Annotated in this window: 17 protein-coding genes; 3 read left to right on the forward strand and 14 right to left on the reverse strand. The window is 65.7% G+C overall.

Going from position 1 to position 16,394, the window contains the following annotated elements; genetic code table 11:
* Positions 1-13: 13 nt before the first annotated feature.
* Genes KW836_RS03360 through KW836_RS03370 form a run of 3 tightly spaced genes read right to left on the reverse strand, consistent with a single transcriptional unit; the run spans position 14 to position 2,790 of the window.
* Entirely contained in the window at positions 14-808 is a 795-nt protein-coding gene (locus KW836_RS03360) for an ABC transporter permease (RefSeq protein ID WP_062839314.1), read from the reverse strand.
* Positions 809-827: 19 nt separating this feature from the next.
* Positions 828-1,718: an ABC transporter permease gene (locus tag KW836_RS03365; RefSeq protein WP_218342457.1), complete on the reverse strand. Its 891-nt coding sequence runs from the start codon at positions 1,716-1,718 to the stop codon at positions 828-830.
* Position 1,719: 1 nt separating this feature from the next.
* Positions 1,720-2,790: an ABC transporter ATP-binding protein gene (locus KW836_RS03370; protein WP_175124850.1), complete on the reverse strand. Its 1,071-nt coding sequence runs from the start codon at positions 2,788-2,790 to the stop codon at positions 1,720-1,722.
* A gap of 210 nt (positions 2,791-3,000) precedes the next feature.
* Here KW836_RS03370 and KW836_RS03375 point away from each other — a divergent pair, with 210 nt between their 5' ends.
* Positions 3,001-3,843 (forward strand): IclR family transcriptional regulator, encoded by an 843-nt coding sequence (locus tag KW836_RS03375; protein ID WP_218342458.1) that lies wholly within the window; start codon positions 3,001-3,003, stop codon positions 3,841-3,843.
* A gap of 80 nt (positions 3,844-3,923) precedes the next feature.
* On the opposite strand, the gene KW836_RS03380 is transcribed toward KW836_RS03375, so the two are convergent.
* Complete coding sequence (locus tag KW836_RS03380) at positions 3,924-5,087, reverse strand: alpha-hydroxy acid oxidase (protein WP_105236807.1); 1,164 nt, start codon at positions 5,085-5,087, stop codon at positions 3,924-3,926.
* Positions 5,088-5,295: 208 nt separating this feature from the next.
* Entirely contained in the window at positions 5,296-6,192 is an 897-nt protein-coding gene (locus tag KW836_RS03385) for a phytanoyl-CoA dioxygenase family protein (RefSeq protein WP_175124848.1), read from the reverse strand.
* Positions 6,193-6,356: 164 nt separating this feature from the next.
* Here KW836_RS03385 and KW836_RS03390 point away from each other — a divergent pair, with 164 nt between their 5' ends.
* Complete coding sequence (locus tag KW836_RS03390) at positions 6,357-6,653, forward strand: acylphosphatase (protein WP_056565981.1); 297 nt, start codon at positions 6,357-6,359, stop codon at positions 6,651-6,653.
* Positions 6,654-6,725: 72 nt separating this feature from the next.
* Here the strand turns inward: KW836_RS03390 and KW836_RS03395 are convergent, their stop codons facing one another.
* The 6 genes from KW836_RS03395 to KW836_RS03420 all read right to left on the reverse strand — a co-directional run bounded on the left by KW836_RS03395 (position 6,726) and on the right by KW836_RS03420 (position 11,992).
* Positions 6,726-7,634: an EamA family transporter gene (locus KW836_RS03395; protein WP_218342459.1), complete on the reverse strand. Its 909-nt coding sequence runs from the start codon at positions 7,632-7,634 to the stop codon at positions 6,726-6,728.
* A gap of 40 nt (positions 7,635-7,674) precedes the next feature.
* A complete protein-coding gene (locus tag KW836_RS03400) occupies positions 7,675-8,733 on the reverse strand; it encodes a low specificity L-threonine aldolase (protein WP_218342460.1) in 1,059 nt (352 codons plus the stop codon).
* A 5-nt stretch (positions 8,734-8,738) separates the two neighbouring features.
* Positions 8,739-9,473, reverse strand: coding sequence for an amino acid ABC transporter ATP-binding protein (locus tag KW836_RS03405; RefSeq protein ID WP_056565987.1), 735 nt, complete (start codon positions 9,471-9,473; stop codon positions 8,739-8,741).
* 64 nt (positions 9,474-9,537) lie between these two features.
* The gene (locus KW836_RS03410) at positions 9,538-10,227 is read right to left on the reverse strand and encodes an amino acid ABC transporter permease (protein WP_056565990.1); all 690 of its coding nucleotides are present in this window, start codon (positions 10,225-10,227) and stop codon (positions 9,538-9,540) included.
* 1 nt (position 10,228) lies between these two features.
* Positions 10,229-10,993, reverse strand: coding sequence for an amino acid ABC transporter permease (locus KW836_RS03415; RefSeq protein WP_175124845.1), 765 nt, complete (start codon positions 10,991-10,993; stop codon positions 10,229-10,231).
* 87 nt (positions 10,994-11,080) lie between these two features.
* Entirely contained in the window at positions 11,081-11,992 is a 912-nt protein-coding gene (locus tag KW836_RS03420) for an amino acid ABC transporter substrate-binding protein (RefSeq protein ID WP_218342461.1), read from the reverse strand.
* A gap of 171 nt (positions 11,993-12,163) precedes the next feature.
* Between KW836_RS03420 and KW836_RS03425 the strand changes: the two genes are divergently transcribed.
* Positions 12,164-13,096 (forward strand): LysR substrate-binding domain-containing protein, encoded by a 933-nt coding sequence (locus KW836_RS03425; RefSeq protein ID WP_175136960.1) that lies wholly within the window; start codon positions 12,164-12,166, stop codon positions 13,094-13,096.
* 121 nt (positions 13,097-13,217) lie between these two features.
* Here the strand turns inward: KW836_RS03425 and KW836_RS03430 are convergent, their stop codons facing one another.
* From KW836_RS03430 to KW836_RS03440, 3 genes are all read right to left on the reverse strand, one after another.
* A complete protein-coding gene (locus KW836_RS03430) occupies positions 13,218-15,176 on the reverse strand; it encodes a WG repeat-containing protein (protein WP_218342462.1) in 1,959 nt (652 codons plus the stop codon).
* Between the two features lie 198 nt (positions 15,177-15,374).
* Positions 15,375-15,845, reverse strand: coding sequence for a hypothetical protein (locus tag KW836_RS03435; RefSeq protein ID WP_218342463.1), 471 nt, complete (start codon positions 15,843-15,845; stop codon positions 15,375-15,377).
* Between the two features lie 123 nt (positions 15,846-15,968).
* Positions 15,969-16,388: a putative quinol monooxygenase gene (locus tag KW836_RS03440; protein WP_218342464.1), complete on the reverse strand. Its 420-nt coding sequence runs from the start codon at positions 16,386-16,388 to the stop codon at positions 15,969-15,971.
* Between the last annotated feature and the right edge of the window lie 6 nt (positions 16,389-16,394).

The raw sequence follows: 16,394 nt of genomic DNA on the forward strand, positions 1-16,394 counted from the left end.
GTCGGCAGCGAGTTCATTTCTGGCCCACCAGGACGCGGTCCAGGCCATACACGCGATCCAGCAGCAGCATCGTCACCGCGGTCAGCGCGATCACCAGCGCGGACACGGCGGCCATCATCGGGTCGATGGATTCCGTGGCGTACATGTACATGCGCACCGGCAGCGTGATGGTCGACGGCGCGGTGATGAACACCGACATCGTCAGTTCGTCGAAGCTGTTGATGAACGCCAGCAGCCAGCCGCCGGACACGCCGGGAATGATGAGCGGCAAGGTGACCGTGAAGAACACTGTCGCACGGCTGGCGCCGAGCGACAGCGCCGCGTGTTCAATGGACCGGTCAAAGCCCACCAGCGCGCCGATCACCAGGCGCATCACGTAAGGCGTGATGACGACGACGTGGCTGGCCACCAGCCACGGAAAGCTGCCGGCCATGCCCATCAGCGCAAAGAAGCGCAAGAGCGCCACACCCAGCACCAGATGCGGAATCATCAGCGGCGACAGGAACAGGCCGTTGAGCACGTCGCGCCCCGGAAAGCGGTAGCGCGTGATGGCGATGGCGGCGGGCACCGCCAGGCACACGGCGATGCTGGCCGACAGGAACGCCAACCACAGGCTGTTCTTGAATGCCTGCATGAAGTTGGGATGGTCGAAGACCGCATAAAACCACCGCAGCGAGAAGCTGGTCGTGGGCACGGTCAGCGTCGAATCGGGCGTGAACGCCACCAGGCACACGATGACCAGCGGCGCCAGCACGAACGCCACCACCAGGAAATTGAACGCCAGCGCGAAAGGACCGTTCTTCTGCATGTTCGATTCCTTGCGCGGCTCAGCCCAGGCTGCGGCGGTAAGAGCGTTCGACGACGCGGTTGTACGCCATCATGACGATCACGTTCACGATCAGCAGCACGATGGCGATCGCCGCGCCCAGCGGCCAGTTCAGCTCGGTCAGGAACTCGTCGTACACGACGGTGGCCACCATCTTGAGCCGCCGTCCGCCCAGCAGCGCGGGGATGGCAAACGAGCTGGCCGACAGGCCGAACACGATGAGGCTGCCGGACAGGATGCCCGGCATGGCCTGCGGCAGCACGATGCGCGTGAGCGTCTGAAAGCGCGAGGCGTTCAGCGACAGCGCGGCGTGCTCGACCGTGGGGTCCAGCTTCTGCAGCGACGTCCAGACCGGAATCACCATGAAGGGCAGCATGACGTGAACGAGGCCGATGATGACGGCGGTGGGCGTGTACAGCAGCGATCCCAGCCCCAGTGCCGCGGCCGCCTTGCCTAGCGGCCCGCTTGGGCCCAGCAGCATGCTCCAGCCGAACGCGCGCACCACCAGCGAGATCAGCAGCGGCGACAGCACCACCAGCAGGAAGATCGAGCGCCAGGGCTTGCGCATGCGCGACAGGATGTAGGCCTCGGGCGCGCCGATCAGCACGCAGATCAGCGTGGTGACGCCGGCGATCCAGAAGGTGCGCCAGAAGATCTCGATGAAATAGCCGTCTGTCACCACGGCCAGGTAGTGTTCGAACGTGTGGCCGGGCTGAATGCCGGTGGCGTAGTCGAACGGCCGGAACGACAGGGCGAAGGTCAGCGCCAGCGGCGTGAGCACCAGCGTCAGAAACACGAGGGCCAGCGGGATCGATCCCAGGATGGCCAGCATCCCGTCGTTGCGTGGCTTGGGCAGGTTGGCGGCGGCGCCGCGTTGCGTCAGCGTCGCCATGTCAGTCCGCCGCCGCGGCAGCCGGTGCGCGCAACACGCGCAGCACGCCGTCCGCCCAGTCCAGCCCGATCTGTTCGCCGTCGTCATGCGGGCGGCGGCCGTCGTTGGGCGTCAGGATGGTCAGCGCCCCCACCGGCGAATCCAGGTCGTACATCCACTGGCTGCCCAGGAAGTAGCGCGTGTTCACGACACAGGCGAGCTTGCCCTGGCCAGACGGCACGGGCACCAGCTTTTCCGGGCGCAGCGACAGCTGCACGCTGTCGCCGTGGCGCAGGCCTTCGCCGTCGACAACAAGGCTCAGCGCGCCGGTCTGCACTTCAGCCTGCGCGCCGCAGCGCGTCACGCGGCCGGGCAGCAGATTGGTCTTGCCGACAAAGCGCGAGATGAACTCGGTCTGCGGGTGTTCATACATGCGGTAGGGCGCGTCCACCTGCGTGGCCCGGCCGTCCTGCATGACGACGACGCGATCGCTGATGGACAGGGCCTCGGCCTGATCGTGCGTGACCATGACGGTGGTGGTGCCGATCTTGCGCTGGATGCTGCGCAGCTCGAACTGCATGTCCTCGCGCAGCTTGGCGTCCAGGTTGGACAGCGGTTCGTCCAGCAGCAGCACCGGCGGCCGGATCACCAGCGCACGGGCCAGCGCCACGCGTTGCCGCTGGCCGCCCGACAGTTCGCGCGGGAAGCGATCGGCATGCTTGTCCAGCTTGACCAGGGCCAGCGCCTCGCGCACACGCTCCTGCCGTTCGGCGCGTTCGACCTTGCGCATCTTCAGGCCGAAGGCGACGTTGTCGGCCACGGTGAGGTGCGGAAACAGCGCATAGCTCTGGAACACGATGCCCAGGCCGCGCGTGTTGGGCTTGGCGTGCGTGATGTCGCGGCCGTCCAGCGTGATGGTGCCGCAGGTCACGTCGGCAAAGCCGGCAATCATCTGCAGCGTGGTGGTCTTGCCGCAGCCGGAAGGGCCCAGCAGCGAGACGAACTCGCCTTTGTCGACCGACAGGCAGAAGTCCGAGACGACACGCAGATCGCCGTAGTTCTTGGAGACGTTGTCCAGCCGCAGAAATGCCATGTTCCAAACCCCGTGGCCCGTCCGGGCCCTGCGCCGCCGGGTGGAAAAAGTGCCGCCCAGGCTGCCTAAGTGATGGCGCAGTCTAGGAGCCGCCAAAACGGAGGGTCAATTAGGGTTTTCCGAAGAATCGAATTTTTTATTCGTTATTTCCGGTAGACTGAATTTCTTGATAAAAATACGCCAGACTATTTTGATTATCGGAACCCAAGAATGAAGAAATCAGAAACGCCGGACGATTCCGCCGGCCAGGGCGTATTGCAGCGGGCCTTTGCCGTGCTGCGCGTGCTGGCCGACGCCAAAGGGGTCAAGCTGCGCCTGACCGATATCGCCGCCCGCACGGGCCAGGCGCAGGCCACGGTGCACCGGGTGCTGCAAGGCCTGATGCAGGAAGGCGTGGTGGAGCAGCCGGCCCAAAGCAAGGGCTATCAGCTCAGCGTCGCCTTCTTTTCGCTGGCGGCCGCGGCGGGCAACCATCAGTCCAGCCTGCGCACCCTCTACCGGCCCGCCATGCTGCGTCTGTCCGGCATGCTCAACGACACCATTTTTCTGCTGGTGCGCAGCGGTTTTGATGCGGTCTGCGTCGACCGCGTGGACGGCGCCTTTCCGGTGCGCTCGCACACCGGCGACATCGGCGGCCGCGTGCCGCTGGGCATGGGACAAGGCGGCCTGGTGCTGCTGGCCAGCCTGCCGGAAGCCGAGCGCGAAGAGGTCATGCGCTTCAACATTCCGCGCCTGCATCACCTGGGCTTCGTGGACGAGATCTCGATGCGCGTGCGCATCAAGGAATGCCTGGAACTGCGCTACGCGCGCAGCCAGGGGCAGGGCGTGTTCCCCAACATCGCGGGGCTGGCGGTGCCGGTCTACGATCCCAACGGCGTCACGGTGGCGGCGCTGAGCGTGGCGGCGCCCATCGAACGCATCAGCGATGAACGCCTGCCGCTGATCGTGGAAATGCTGCGCCGCGAGGCCGACGCGGTGGGCGCGCAGATCAATCCTTTCGACCCGGCGCTGCGCAGGCCCAGCCAGTTCTTGGGCACGGGCAACGGCGCATAGCCCACGCACGGTGCGCGGCGTCGGCGCATAAAAAAACCCGGACACGTATGGGTCCGGGCTTTTTCAACAAGCATCAGCGATCAGGTCGGATACGTGCCCGGCAGCAGGATGCTGCGGTCGCCCGGCTCGATCGTGCGGCGGCCGCACAGCGCCATCGTCGTGTCCATTTCCTTGTACAGGATCTCCAGCGTGCGGGTGACGCCGGCCTGGCCATACGCGCCCAGCCCGTACAGGAAGGCGCGGCCGATCATCGTGCCGCGCGCGCCCAGCGCCACGGCCTTCAGGATGTCCTGGCCGGAGCGGATGCCGCCGTCCATCCACACCTCGATCTTCGAACCCACGGCATCGGCAATTCCCGGCAGGGCCGCGATGGACGACATGGCGCCGTCAAGCTGGCGGCCGCCGTGGTTGCTGACGATGAGCGCGTCGGCGCCGCTGTTGGCGGCGAGCTGCGCGTCCTCGACATCCAGAATGCCCTTGATGATGAGCTTGCCGCCCCAGCGCTGCTTGATCCATTCCACGTCGTCCCAGCTCAGGCGGGGATCGAACTGCTCGGCCGTCCACGACGACAGCGACGACAGGTCGCTCACGCCCTTGGCGTGGCCGACGATGTTGCCGAAAGTGCGGCGCTTGGTGCCCAGCATGCCCATGCACCAGCGCGGCTTGGTCGCCAGGTTGATGAGGTTGCGCAGCGTGGGCTTGGGCGGCGTCGACAGGCCGTTCTTGATGTCCTTGTGGCGCTGGCCCAGGATCTGCAGGTCCAGCGTCAGCACCAGCGCCGAGCAGCCGGCGGCCTTGGCGCGGTCGATCAGGTTGCCCACGAACTCGCGGTCGCGCATGACGTAGAGCTGGAACCAGAAGGGCTTGCCGGTGGCCTGCGCCACGTCTTCCAGCGAGCAGATGCTCATCGTGGACAGCGTGAACGGCACGCCGAAATCGGCGGCGGCCTTGGCGGCCAGGATCTCGCCGTCGGCATGCTGCATGCCGGTCAGGCCCGTGGGCGAAATCGCCAGCGGCATGACCACGTCCTGGCCCACCATGGTGGTGCGCAGCGACCGGCCTTCCATGTTGACCGCCACGCGCTGGCGCAGCTTGATCCGATGAAAGTCGCTTTCATTCGCGCGATAGGTGCCTTCGGTCCAGGCGCCGGAATCGGCGTAGTCGTAGAACATGCGCGGCACGCGCTTCTGCGCGACAACGCGCAAATCTTCGATGCAGGTGATCGTAGAAAGGTTAGCGGTCATGGAGTGTCTGTGGAGTGATAGGGGTGCGCCAGCTGCGACTCATTTTCTTGTGCTTTCGGGCCGCCAGCCGTGGGGCAGCCTTGCCGCCGCGCCAGGCTTGATGACCCGCGCGGCGCCGCCCAGTATACGCGCCGAGGCCGGCAAGCGTCGCTTGCCGGCCCCGTTCGCCCCCCTGCGCAAAGGCTCTATGGCCCCTGCACGCCCAGCCCTAGCGCGGCCACACCTTGCTGACCGCGCGTATCGTTGCCCACGCCACCCAGCGCGGGCTGGTCAGCCGCGCGCCCGGCAGCCGGCGCATCACGTCCACCGCCAGCCCGCCGCGCTTGTGCCATTGCTTCTTGCGGGTCTGGCTGTCGGTCCAGCGGCCTTCCAGCCACGGGAATTCCCGGCGGCCCGGCTTGTACACCGGCGGCGTGTTGTAGATCAGGATGTACGCCAGCCGCGGCGTCTGCGACGTGTTCGGTCCCGTGAAGTGCAGCGTGCGCGCATCGTGGACGGTGATGCCGCCCGGATCAAGGGGCTCGGCCACCGCCTGTTCGCGCGGGAAATCGCCGCAGCATTCCAGCGGATGCAGCGTCTTGTCGCCGCCCGGGGAACGGTGCTCCAGCACGTCCCACTTGTTCGACCCCGGCAGGAACTGCATGCAGCCGTTCTCGACGGTGGCCGGCTGCAGCGCCAGCCAGATGCTCAGTTCGTTGTAGACAAAGTCCGGCGACCGGAAAGCTTCGTCCTGGTGCCACGGCGTTTCCGGACCGTGCGGGCCGGGCTTGAGCAACGCGTGCTCGCCATACAGCGCGGCCTGCGGGCCCAGCAGCTGCCGCGCCAGTTCCAGCGTGCGTTCGTGGTACACCGTCTTCAGCAGGCCCGGGGCATAATGTCGCGGATCGTGCAGACTCGGAAACTTCGCGGGCTTGCTCGGGTCGTCGCGGCTGACAAAGTCGTATTGCGCGCCCTCGTTGTAACCCGTCTTATTCGAGAACAAGTCCAGCAGCGTCCTGCGGATGTAGCCGACCTCGTCCTGAGGGCACATGTCCTTCAAGGCCAGGTAACCCTGATCCCTGTAGCGCGCTGTCTCGGCTTCCGACAACAAACTGGTCTCTTCCATAATGGCTTCTCCAAGCTCTGGTAATGGGTATTTCTAAGCTGGCACGTTTTGACATGGGCTCTAACGTATCGCTTCGAAGCCTGCCGGGCCTATAGACCATCCGCTGTAGCCGGTTCCGCCTACGCCAGTCGCGCGTGGCGGCGCATCATCCGAAGGAAAAACCCATGCAAGACCCTAAGGCCGATACCCAGATCGAAACCGTCCACGTCACCGTCAGCGGCACGGTGCAAGGCGTGGGCTACCGGCACGCCACGGTGCGGCGCGCTCACATGCTTGGCGCGAAGGGCTGGGTGCAGAACATGCTGGACGGCACGGTCGAAGCGCTGGTGCAGGGCACGCCCGACCAGGTCGATCACATGCTGGAATGGCTGCGCCGCGGACCGCCGGGCGCGTCGGTGCAGGAAATCATCACGCGCCGGGAGTACACCGATAAGCGTTACATCCGCTTCGAGCAACTTTGAGGACCGCGGGCCCTCGCCGGCACGCTGTAGGCCGGGCGGATGAGGGCCCGGTAGCGTAAAGGCTGACCGGCGCTAGCGCGTGCGCAACCAGCGCGCGCCGACCTGGTTGATGACCAGCCCGGCCAGCACGCATCCGGCGCCCACCCATTGCAGCGGCTGCAGCCGCTCGCCGAACGCCATCGACGCCGCCCACAGCCCCACCACCGGCACCAGCAGCGAGAACGGCGCGACCTTGGCCGCGGGATGGCGCGACAGCAGCTGCGTCCAGAGCGTGTAGGCAACCAGGGTTGCCAGCACCGCCAGATACAGCACCGACAATGCCTCGCCCCAGCCCATGCCGGTGATCATGCCCACGACCGGTTCCCAGCCATCGATCAACACGGCCAGCGCCAGGAAGGGCAGCACCGGGGCGGCGCTGCTCCAGGCAGTGAACGCGAAGGGGTCGTAGCCGGGCGCCTTGCGGCTGGCCAGCCGCACGATCATGTTGGACACCGCCCACATGAATGCCGCCCCCAGCGTCAGGACAAAGCCCAGCATCGTCATCTGCCCCGGCCCGTCGCCACGCGCCCCCGCGATGACCGCAAGGCCCATCGCGGCGACGCCCAGTCCGATCCAGTGATGCCGCCGCGCGCGCTCATGCAGCACCGGCGCGGCGAGCAGCAGCGTAAAGAAGGCCTGGGTCTGGATGACAAGCGATGCCATGCCGGCCGGCATGCCGAACTTGAGCGCCGTGAACAGCAGGCCGAACTGGCCCAGCCCCTGAACCAGCCCGTAGGCCGCGACCCAGTGCCACGGCAGCCGCGGCATGCGCACGAAGAGGATGAGCGGGAAGGCCGCCAGCGCGAATCGCAACGCGCCGAGCATCATCGGAGACAAGCCCCGCATGCCGACCTTCATGACGACAAAATTCAGGCCCCAGATGACCACCACCGCGAGGGCGCAGAAATAGTCTTTCCGGGAAAGATGAGTGGGGGTGGACATGGCGGGCATTATCGCATCGCCCACCCCAAAATCGGCTGAATCAGCGCGCGTTCAGCACCGCGGAAAACGCCTTGACGGCCATATCGACATCGTCGTCGCTGATGTGCCGGTGCGTGACACAACGCAGCCGCGTACGGCCCCACGGACGCGTCAGCACGCCTTGCACCTGCAGGGCCGCGACCCATTCGGCATTGGTCATGCCGGTGTCGGCGGTCTCAACCTGCACGATGTTGGTTTGCGGCACGGTCGCGGTCAGCGTGGGCGCCAGCGTGTTGATGCCGTCGCTCAACCGGCGCGCCCGCACGTGGTCCTCGCCCAGCCGCGCGCTCATGTGCTGCACGCCTTCCAGGCCCGCGGCGGCCATGATGCCGGATTGGCGCTGCGTGCCGCCCAGCATGCGGCGAAGCGTCCGCGACTTGGCGATCACGGCCTGGCTGCCCGCCAGCACCGCGCCCACCGGCGCGCTCAAGCCCTTGGACAGGCACAGCGACACCGTATCCGTGTATTGCGTGATGTCCATGGCCGGCACGCCCAGCGCGACCGCAGCGTTGAACAGCCGGGCACCATCCAGGTGCACCGGCACGCCGGCTGCGCGCGCCATGCCGTGCACGGCCTGCATATGGTCCAGCGGCAGCACTGCGCCGCCCGCGTTGTTGTGCGACGTCTCCATCGCCACCAGCGCAGTCTTGAGGCGGTGCCCGCCGGCCATCAGCGCGTCTTCGAGCCGGTTCAGGTCCATCGCGCCTTCGGCGCCCGGCAAGCCTTGGTAGAACAGGCCCGTGAACGTGGCCGCGCCCCGTTCCGACGTGTACATGTGGGCAGTCGCTTCCAGCGCCACCTGTTCGCTGCGCTGCGTTTGCGCCAGCACGGCCAGCAGGTTGGCCATCGTGCAGCTCGGCACGAATAGGCCCGCCTCCTTGCCCAGGCTGGAAGCGACGGTCGCTTCCAGCTCGCGCACGGTGGGGTCGCCGTCCAGGCCGTCATCGCCGATCGGCGCGGTGCGCATGCGCTCGTACATGGCCGCGGTCGGGTGCGTGACCGTATCGCTGCGCAGGTCGACGCGGAGTGGGGGAGGTTCGGCGGGGGTCCGCTGGGTCATGGCTTTCAGTGCTGCAAAATTTTGGAAAGAAACTGGCGCGTGCGCGGGGCACGCTCCTCGACATTGCCGAAGAACTGCTCCTTCTGGCAGTCCTCGACAATCTTGCCGCCGTCCATGAAGATCACACGGTCGGCGACGCGGCGCGCGAATCCCATCTCGTGGGTCACCACCATCATGGTCATGCCTTCGCCCGCCAGGTCGGTCATGACGTCCAGCACCTCGTTGACCATCTCGGGGTCCAGCGCCGACGTGGGCTCATCGAACAGCATCACGACCGGGTCCATCGACAGCGCCCGGGCGATCGCCACGCGCTGCTGCTGGCCGCCCGACAGTTCGCCGGGATGCTTGTCCTTGTGCGCCGACAGACCCACGCGCTCAAGCAGCGCAAGCGCGCGCTGCCGCGCTTCGTCCTTGCCGCGCTTGAGCACCTTGATCTGCCCCAGGCACAGGTTCTCGGTCACGGACAGGTGCGGGAACAGCTCGAAGTGCTGGAACACCATGCCGGCGACTGCGCGCAGCTTGGGCAGGTTGGTGCGCGGATCGCCCACCGACACGCCGTTGACCACGATCTCGCCTTTCTGAAAGGGCTCGAGCGCATTGACGGTCTTGATCAGCGTGGACTTGCCCGACCCGGACGGGCCGCACACCACCACGACTTCGCCGCGGCGCACGGTGGTGGAGCAGTCGTCCAGCACCTGGAAGTCGCCGTACCATTTGCTGACCTGCCGGATCTCGATCATCGGGGGATTGGAAGAGGATTGCATCGTTGAACCTGTGGATAACGTGATTGCTGCGGCAAGCGGCTCAGCGCAGCACCCGCGTACGCTTTTCAAGCTGCTTGACCAGACGCGATGCCGTGAAGCAAATCACGAAATACACCACCGCCACGAAGAGATAGAGTTCGACCAGCCGGCCGTCGCGCTGGCCGATCTTGGACGCGGCGCCCAGGAAGTCGGTGAGCGACAGCACGTACACCAGCGACGTGTCCTGGAACAGGATGATGACGCGCGTCAGCAGCGCCGGCACCATGTTGCGCAGCGCCTGCGGCAGCACGACGTACCGCATGCCTTGCCAGTGATTCAGGCCCAGCGCCATGCTGGCCGATACCTGGCCGCGCGCGATGGACTGGATGCCGGCGCGCATGATTTCGCAGAAGTACGCGGCCTCGAACAGCGTGAACGTGATCACCGCCGAGTTGAACGCCCCCACGCGCAGCGGCGTGGGCGAGCCCACCACCCACGCGGCGATGTACGGCATCAGAAAGTAGAACCAGAAGATCACCAGCAGCAGCGGGATCGAACGCATGACGTTCACGTAGATGCCAGCCGGCACCGACAGGATCTTGTAGCGCGACAACCGCATCATCGCCAGGATCGTGCCCAACGCCAGGCCCATCACCGCCGCCAGCACGGTCAGCGTCAGCGTGAAGGTCATGCCGGTCTGGAACAGGTACGGCAGCGAGCCCCAGATCACATCGAAATCGAATTTGCCCATGTCAGCGCCCCAATCCCGCAGGCGACTTCGCGGCCGTGCCGATCAGGCCGGGCACCGCGACTCGGCGCTCGAGCGTGCGCATCCCCAGCACGACGATGCCGTTCAGAATCAGGTAGATCACCGTCGCGGCCGAAAACGCCTCGAAGATGTGAAAGCTGAACTCCGCCATGGATCGCGCCTGGCCCGTCAATTCCAAGAGGCCGATGGTCAGCGCCACCGACGAATACTTGATCGTGCCCATGAATTCCGAGGTCAGCGGCGGCAGCACGATGCGATAGGCCTCGGGCAGGATGATGTAGCGGTAGACCTGGCCCTCGGTCAGTCCCAGCGCGGTGCCCGCCTGAAACTGCCCGCGCGGCAGCGACTGGATGCCGGCGCGCAATTGCTCGGCCACACGCGCCGATCCGTAAAAGCCCAGGCACAGCACCGCGGGCACGAACTGCCCCCACGGCTGCGGCATCTGCTTCATCGCCAGGCCCCAGGCATGCGGCAGCAATTCGGGCAGCACGAAATACCACAGGAACATCTGCACCAGCAGCGGGATGTTGCGGAACAGCTCTACATAGGTCGCGCCGATGGCGTTCATCAGGCGCGACTGCACCGTGCGCATCACGCCCAGCCAGGATCCCAGCAGCAACGAGAAAACCCAGGCCGTCAATGCCAGCGCGAGCGTCCAGCCCACGCCGATCAGGATCGTTTCCAGGAAGGTGTGCACGCCGTCCGGCGACATCTCCAGGAAGACGCTCCAACTCCAGTTGTAATTCATGCCCTCGCCCTTGATTGCAACGCCGGCCCCGGCCGGCGTCCTTGCTTCATGCGCCGCGGGGACGCGTTGCGCCCCGCGGCATGCGGCTTACTCGTAGGCCTTGGGATCGCCCGAGTCGGTGGGGTTGGCCAGGGCGCGCTTCAGGGCGTCGCTCATGGGGTACTTCAGGTTGATCTGCTTGGGCGGGATCGGCGAGTTGAAATACTTGTCGTACAGCGCCGCAACCTTGCCGGTCTTCATCAGATCCAGCACCGCGTCATCAACCACCTTCTTGAACCTGGGATCGTCCTTGGGCTGCATGATGCCGTAGGGCGCCATTTCCAGGCCCTTCTTGCCGATCACGAAGGCGTCCGGGTTCTTGGACGAAGCCACGGCGCCGTAGGCGATGCCGTCGTCGTTGGCCGAACCCGCGGCGCGGCCCGATTCCACCATCAGGATGGTCTCGGCGGTGTCCTTGGTGGGCGCCATCGAGATTCCCAGGTTGCCCTGCGCATTCAGTTGCGAGATCAGCTTGAACGTCTGGCCGCCGGCCTGCGCCGCGATGGTCTTGCCGCGGAACGAGGACAGGTCATTGGGGTCCACGCCGCCGTCCTTGCGCGCCACCAGCACCACCTGCGCCACGAAGGTCGTGGGCGCGAAGGACACCAGCTTGTGGCGGGCCTCGTTATTGGTGGTGTTGCCGCACTCCAGGTCGATCGTGCCGTTGGCCAGCAGCGGAATGCGCGTGGCCGACGTCGTCGGGTTGTAGCGGACTTCCAGCTTGGGCAGCTTCAGCGCTTCCTGCACGTACTTGGCGACTTCCTGGCAGATCTCGACCGTGTAGCCGATCGGCTTCTGGTTGCCGTCCAGATACGCAAACGGCACCGAGGTCTCGGGGTGGCCGATCGTGATGACGCCGGTTTCCCGGATCTTGTCCAGGCGGCTGGGACCTTCGGCATGTGCGGTCGCGGTGGTGCCCAGCAGGGCGGCGGCGACGGAGATCGCGGCAAGTGCTTTCATCTGATTCCCTTGGCGCCGTACGTGCGGCGCGTGTTTATGTTCACGATCGGCGGTTCCAGTCTGGCTGGCGACCGCCGCGTCCCGCGATGAGCCCCGCGGCTGGCAAAAAGTATCAACTAGCAGTATGGTTTTATCCAGTTCCAATCAGGTATTCCTCTATACGGATTTGACATGGCCATTACTCGCATGGGCTTGCGGCACATTGAGGCGTTCCGCGCCGTCATGATGACCGGATCCATGACCGCTGCGGCGCGCCGCGTGCATACCTCGCAGCCGCACGTTAGCCGCTTAATTGCGCAATTGGAAGCCATCACCCAGTTTCCATTGTTCGACCGCAATGGCAGCCGGCTGAGCCCGACCCAGGACGGGTCGCGCTTTTTTCAGGAGGTCGAAAAGACCTTCATCGGCCTCGCCGGCCTGGAGTCGGCGGCGGCCAGCATCCGCTCGTTCAGCGCCAGCCGACTGAGTGTGGCGGCCATGCCACGCCTGGCGGGCGGGCTCCTGGCCCGCATCGTCGCGGCCTTCAAGACCGAGTACCCGGACGTCATGGTGTCCATCCACTCGGGCAACGCCAGCGCGGTCCACAACTGGATCAGTTCGGGGTTCTGCGACACAGGGCTGGCGATGCTGTCCGGCGAGGCGCCCGGCATCCAGGTCGAGCCGGTGCTCACGATGAGCTGCGTGGCAGTACTGCCGCGCGGACACCGCCTGACCAAACTGAAGAAGCTCAAGCCTGCCGATTTCGCGGGCGAGCCCTTCATCGCATTTCCCAGCGGCACCCCGCTGCGCGAGAAGATCGACGCCGTGTTCAAGTCCGCCAAGGTCGAGCGCCATACGGTGGCCGAAGCGGGATTGGGGTCGTCGGTGTGCGCGCTGGTGGGCGCGGGGCTGGGCGTGGCGCTGATCAACCCGCTGGCCGCGCGCGAGGAATACGAAGCGAACGGCGTGGAAGTCCGTCCGTTCAGCCCGGCGGTGCCGGTCACCGTCGCGCTGCTGTACCCGCCGTATCACACGCGCACGCGCCTGGTCACGGTGTTCTCGCGCTATGCGCATCAGCTGATGCAGGAAGAGATGGGGGATCTGAAAGCGCGGCCGCCGCGGTAGCCGATCGCGGCGGCGATGTGTGTGGAGACGGAGTCTGGAGACGGTGTCTGACACCCGCTGAGACACCGCCTCGAACCGACGACCATTTCCCCAGGGTGTCAGACACCGTTGCCGCAATTGCCTAGGCCGGCGTCTCCCGCCCGTCACGGTGCAGCATCACCAGCACACCCGTATCGCCCCGCATGGCCCGCACCGGCTCGCCCTCGTTCCACTGCGAGACAATCGCCGGCGGGCCGTTGTAAACGCCCGCCGCAGTCTGCAAGGATTCCGGCGAACCGATCCAGGCGTACACAGGTTCATGCAGCCAGTCGCCACCCGCGCGCGCCACGCCCACGTAAAGCCCGTCCACGTTGTGAGGGCAGGGCGCCTGGCCCGCTTGCATCACCAGCCAGCCATACGCGCCGTTCCACGCCAACCCGAACGTCAGCACATGCCGGCAAGCAAGCACTTCACGCCCCTCGGCCATGTCATAGACGCCCTCGGCCCACGTCTCGTCGCCGTCGTCATCGCGACCCACATTCGCCAGGATCCGCGCATAGCGCCCCGCCTGGCCTTCCGGCGCGGGCTCCGGGATGCCAGGCCGTTCCGACGGCAGCCAGCTCACCTCGCCGAGATCGCTGTAAACGATCGGCACCCGCACGGCCCCTTCGCCATCCACCACGCCGCGCCGCGCATCTTGCGTCAGCACGCTGATCCGCATCAAGCCGCTTGTCCACAGCTCGGCGGCATCCGCCGCCGTATCCAGCGGCGCCAGCGCGGCAAAGCTCGCATCCAGCACCGGGCGCCCCGACGCTTCGATCAGCCCCTGCATCCCATCACGCTCGGTGATGAACGCATGCAGGTCCTCGTCCCAATAAACATCGTCCCACTCGGGCGCCGCTACCCAATCGCCACGCCGGTCGACCAGACCCCACGCCTGCGCCTCGAACGCGGGCGCCAAGCCTCCGGGGCAGAACGACCCCGCGTCCTCGAAGCGCGGCGTGATCGCCCAGCCACCCGACTTGTCCACAAAGCCCAACTGATCTCCGACGCGCACCACCACCAGGCCTTGCGCACAGTTCCAGGCCTCGTCCAGCGACGGCGGCAGGATTTCACGGCCATCCGCGGCGATCAGCCCCACCTTGTCGCCCACCTGGACACTTGCCACGTCTTCTTCAAAATCCCACACCGCGTCAAAGCATGGCGCCACCAGCACGCTAGCAACGTTCTCCGTCACGCGCAGCAGCCCGGTGCGTCCTTCGCTGCTTATCCACAGCACGCCCTCATCGGACGCGCCGCTGCGCCAGATCGCATCCCACTGCGGCGCCATCACGGGCAGCCAGCAATCGCTGTCGTCGTCGCCGTCGTTGTCGTCGTCGGACTCGGCCTCCGGATCGACCGCCCGCAGCCCCCACAACTTGTCCACACGGTAGCGGTACAGCGCGCTGCCAAGCCACGCGTCTTCATCGTCGCCCCCCTCGGCAACGTAGTCTTCGAAGCTGACCATGCGGGCCGGATCCTGTTCGTGGAAATAGGAATGCGACAGCCCGCCAAAACCAAAGCGCCACGCCCAGCCGGAGGCGTCACCGGCATCTTGCACGTCCAGCAATCGGCACACAGCGGCCAGGTCACCGGCCTGCATGCCTTGCCGCACGGCTAGCCAGCGTTCTTCGCATAAAGTGCGCGTCTGGTGAACATAAGCCGCCGCGCCGTCCGCGTGCAGCCACGACAACTCATTGAGATTCGAGCTTATCCACAAGTCGCCGTCGTCGTCGTGTTCATCGATCAGCTCACCCAGATACTGCACGGCGGCATCGAACTGCAGCACGGGCAGCGCATCGTCGCGATCCGAGTGCGCCCCCATGAAGGCCGCCAGTTCGCCCAGCCGCTGATGGGCAACGCGCGCATCGGCGGCCATGCCCGCACCATTGCCATCGCCATCACCAAGGAGGTCCTGGTCATCGGGCGCCGCACGGGACTCGCCCTCCGCCAGCAGCACCTGCCACAACGTCGGCAGGTTGCCATTCGCGCTGGCGATCTCCGCGGGCGGCGCGCCGTCATCCTCGTCCGAGCACAGATACAGCCAGGCCCGATTTCCCATCTTTACTTCCTTTGATTGCAGAGGCGCCCGGGGCGCTTGATTGATGACATCCGATAGCCGGTCCGGAAAGCCGAAGGCCAGCCCGCATTGGGCTGGCCTTCGATGTGCAATCACCTTCAATCCGCACGGCCTTTCGTCAGGTCTTCCTGACCGAAGTGTATTCGCGAATCCCCCGCGGGCGGATCCGCTGGCGTCCTTTCAACCCGCGCTGCCGCCGCCACCTTGAGCCGCGGCCAGCGCAACCGCACTCTCAAAGTTCTTGCCGTTCTCATTGGCAATGGCCTCTGCCAGCTTCATCATCATGGACATCAAAGACGAATTCAACACCGCCACTTTCACCTGCAGGGCGGCCGTCAACGCAGCCTTCTGCTTTTCATCCATGGTGGCCGACTGAACATCGCGCAACTCCTCCAGCGCTTGCGCAAGCTGCTTCTCCAATTGCGCGATCTGCTCCCTGAGCGACTCTAGCGATTCGCCTCCATTCTTGGCGGGATCCGACTCCTTGCTCTGCTGCGCCGCCGACGCGTCGGCCGACGACGCGTCAGCATTTGTCTGCGACTCCGGCTCCGTGGCGCTGACTTCATTCACTTGAGAAGCGGGAGGGGAGGAGGGAGGTTCGTACCGCGAAACGACTTGCGTCGAACTGGCACTGCCGATTTCTACAATCATGGTGAGGTCTCTGAAAAAGCGGCTCGGAAAACGGTTGGACCGAACGCGCGCGAATGCCGTCCTGCAAACATCGGCACGCAAATCGCACGGGCGATCCCGCGCATCGCGTGCCCGCTGGACGCCTTAAGCCGGAGCCACCTTGCTCCGTGGGTCATCGATGATCTGCCGCGCGACCTCATACCGGAACCCCTGCCGATCCAGAATCCGCACGTGCTTGACGACATGCGCCAGCGCCGCGAGAAACGAAGGCGCTTGTTCGTGACGCTCGTAAGCCGCCTCATCTGCCCAGCCCTCCACCAGATGAAACAGATTGGCGTCTGTCAGATCCGCGGCAAAGGCGTAGTAGACGCATCCGGGCATCTTTCGGGCTGCCACCATGTCGGGAATGACGGCGTCAATGAATGACTGCCGGTCTTGCGGATGCACGCGGTAATAGGCCGCAACCACTACCGCTGTCGGCAGGTCTTTGTCATGGTCAGCGGCAGACCGGCCATGGTCGGGGAATTGGGCGCCGTACGCGCCGGGTTGATGAGGAAGGTTCATATCAAT

Origin of the sequence: Achromobacter sp. ACM05, assembly GCF_019218915.1 — a bacterium.
GTDB lineage: Bacteria > Pseudomonadota > Gammaproteobacteria > Burkholderiales > Burkholderiaceae_B > Achromobacter > Achromobacter animicus.

Bases quoted from the DNA above. Each gene is read 5' to 3' on its own strand.
- KW836_RS03360 (WP_062839314.1), bottom strand. From the start codon at position 808: ATGCAGAAGAACGGTCCTTTCGCGCTGGCGTTCAATTTCCTGGTGGTG.
- KW836_RS03365 (WP_218342457.1), bottom strand. From the start codon at position 1,718: ATGGCGACGCTGACGCAACGCGGCGCCGCCGCCAACCTGCCCAAGCCA.
- KW836_RS03370 (WP_175124850.1), bottom strand. From the start codon at position 2,790: ATGGCATTTCTGCGGCTGGACAACGTCTCCAAGAACTACGGCGATCTG.
- KW836_RS03375 (WP_218342458.1), top strand. From the start codon at position 3,001: ATGAAGAAATCAGAAACGCCGGACGATTCCGCCGGCCAGGGCGTATTG.
- KW836_RS03380 (WP_105236807.1), bottom strand. From the start codon at position 5,087: ATGACCGCTAACCTTTCTACGATCACCTGCATCGAAGATTTGCGCGTT.
- KW836_RS03385 (WP_175124848.1), bottom strand. From the start codon at position 6,192: ATGGAAGAGACCAGTTTGTTGTCGGAAGCCGAGACAGCGCGCTACAGG.
- KW836_RS03390 (WP_056565981.1), top strand. From the start codon at position 6,357: ATGCAAGACCCTAAGGCCGATACCCAGATCGAAACCGTCCACGTCACC.
- KW836_RS03395 (WP_218342459.1), bottom strand. From the start codon at position 7,634: ATGTCCACCCCCACTCATCTTTCCCGGAAAGACTATTTCTGCGCCCTC.
- KW836_RS03400 (WP_218342460.1), bottom strand. From the start codon at position 8,733: ATGACCCAGCGGACCCCCGCCGAACCTCCCCCACTCCGCGTCGACCTG.
- KW836_RS03405 (WP_056565987.1), bottom strand. From the start codon at position 9,473: ATGATCGAGATCCGGCAGGTCAGCAAATGGTACGGCGACTTCCAGGTG.
- KW836_RS03410 (WP_056565990.1), bottom strand. From the start codon at position 10,227: ATGGGCAAATTCGATTTCGATGTGATCTGGGGCTCGCTGCCGTACCTG.
- KW836_RS03415 (WP_175124845.1), bottom strand. From the start codon at position 10,993: ATGAATTACAACTGGAGTTGGAGCGTCTTCCTGGAGATGTCGCCGGAC.
- KW836_RS03420 (WP_218342461.1), bottom strand. From the start codon at position 11,992: ATGAAAGCACTTGCCGCGATCTCCGTCGCCGCCGCCCTGCTGGGCACC.
- KW836_RS03425 (WP_175136960.1), top strand. From the start codon at position 12,164: ATGGCCATTACTCGCATGGGCTTGCGGCACATTGAGGCGTTCCGCGCC.
- KW836_RS03430 (WP_218342462.1), bottom strand. From the start codon at position 15,176: ATGGGAAATCGGGCCTGGCTGTATCTGTGCTCGGACGAGGATGACGGC.
- KW836_RS03435 (WP_218342463.1), bottom strand. From the start codon at position 15,845: ATGATTGTAGAAATCGGCAGTGCCAGTTCGACGCAAGTCGTTTCGCGG.
- KW836_RS03440 (WP_218342464.1), bottom strand. From the start codon at position 16,388: ATGAACCTTCCTCATCAACCCGGCGCGTACGGCGCCCAATTCCCCGAC.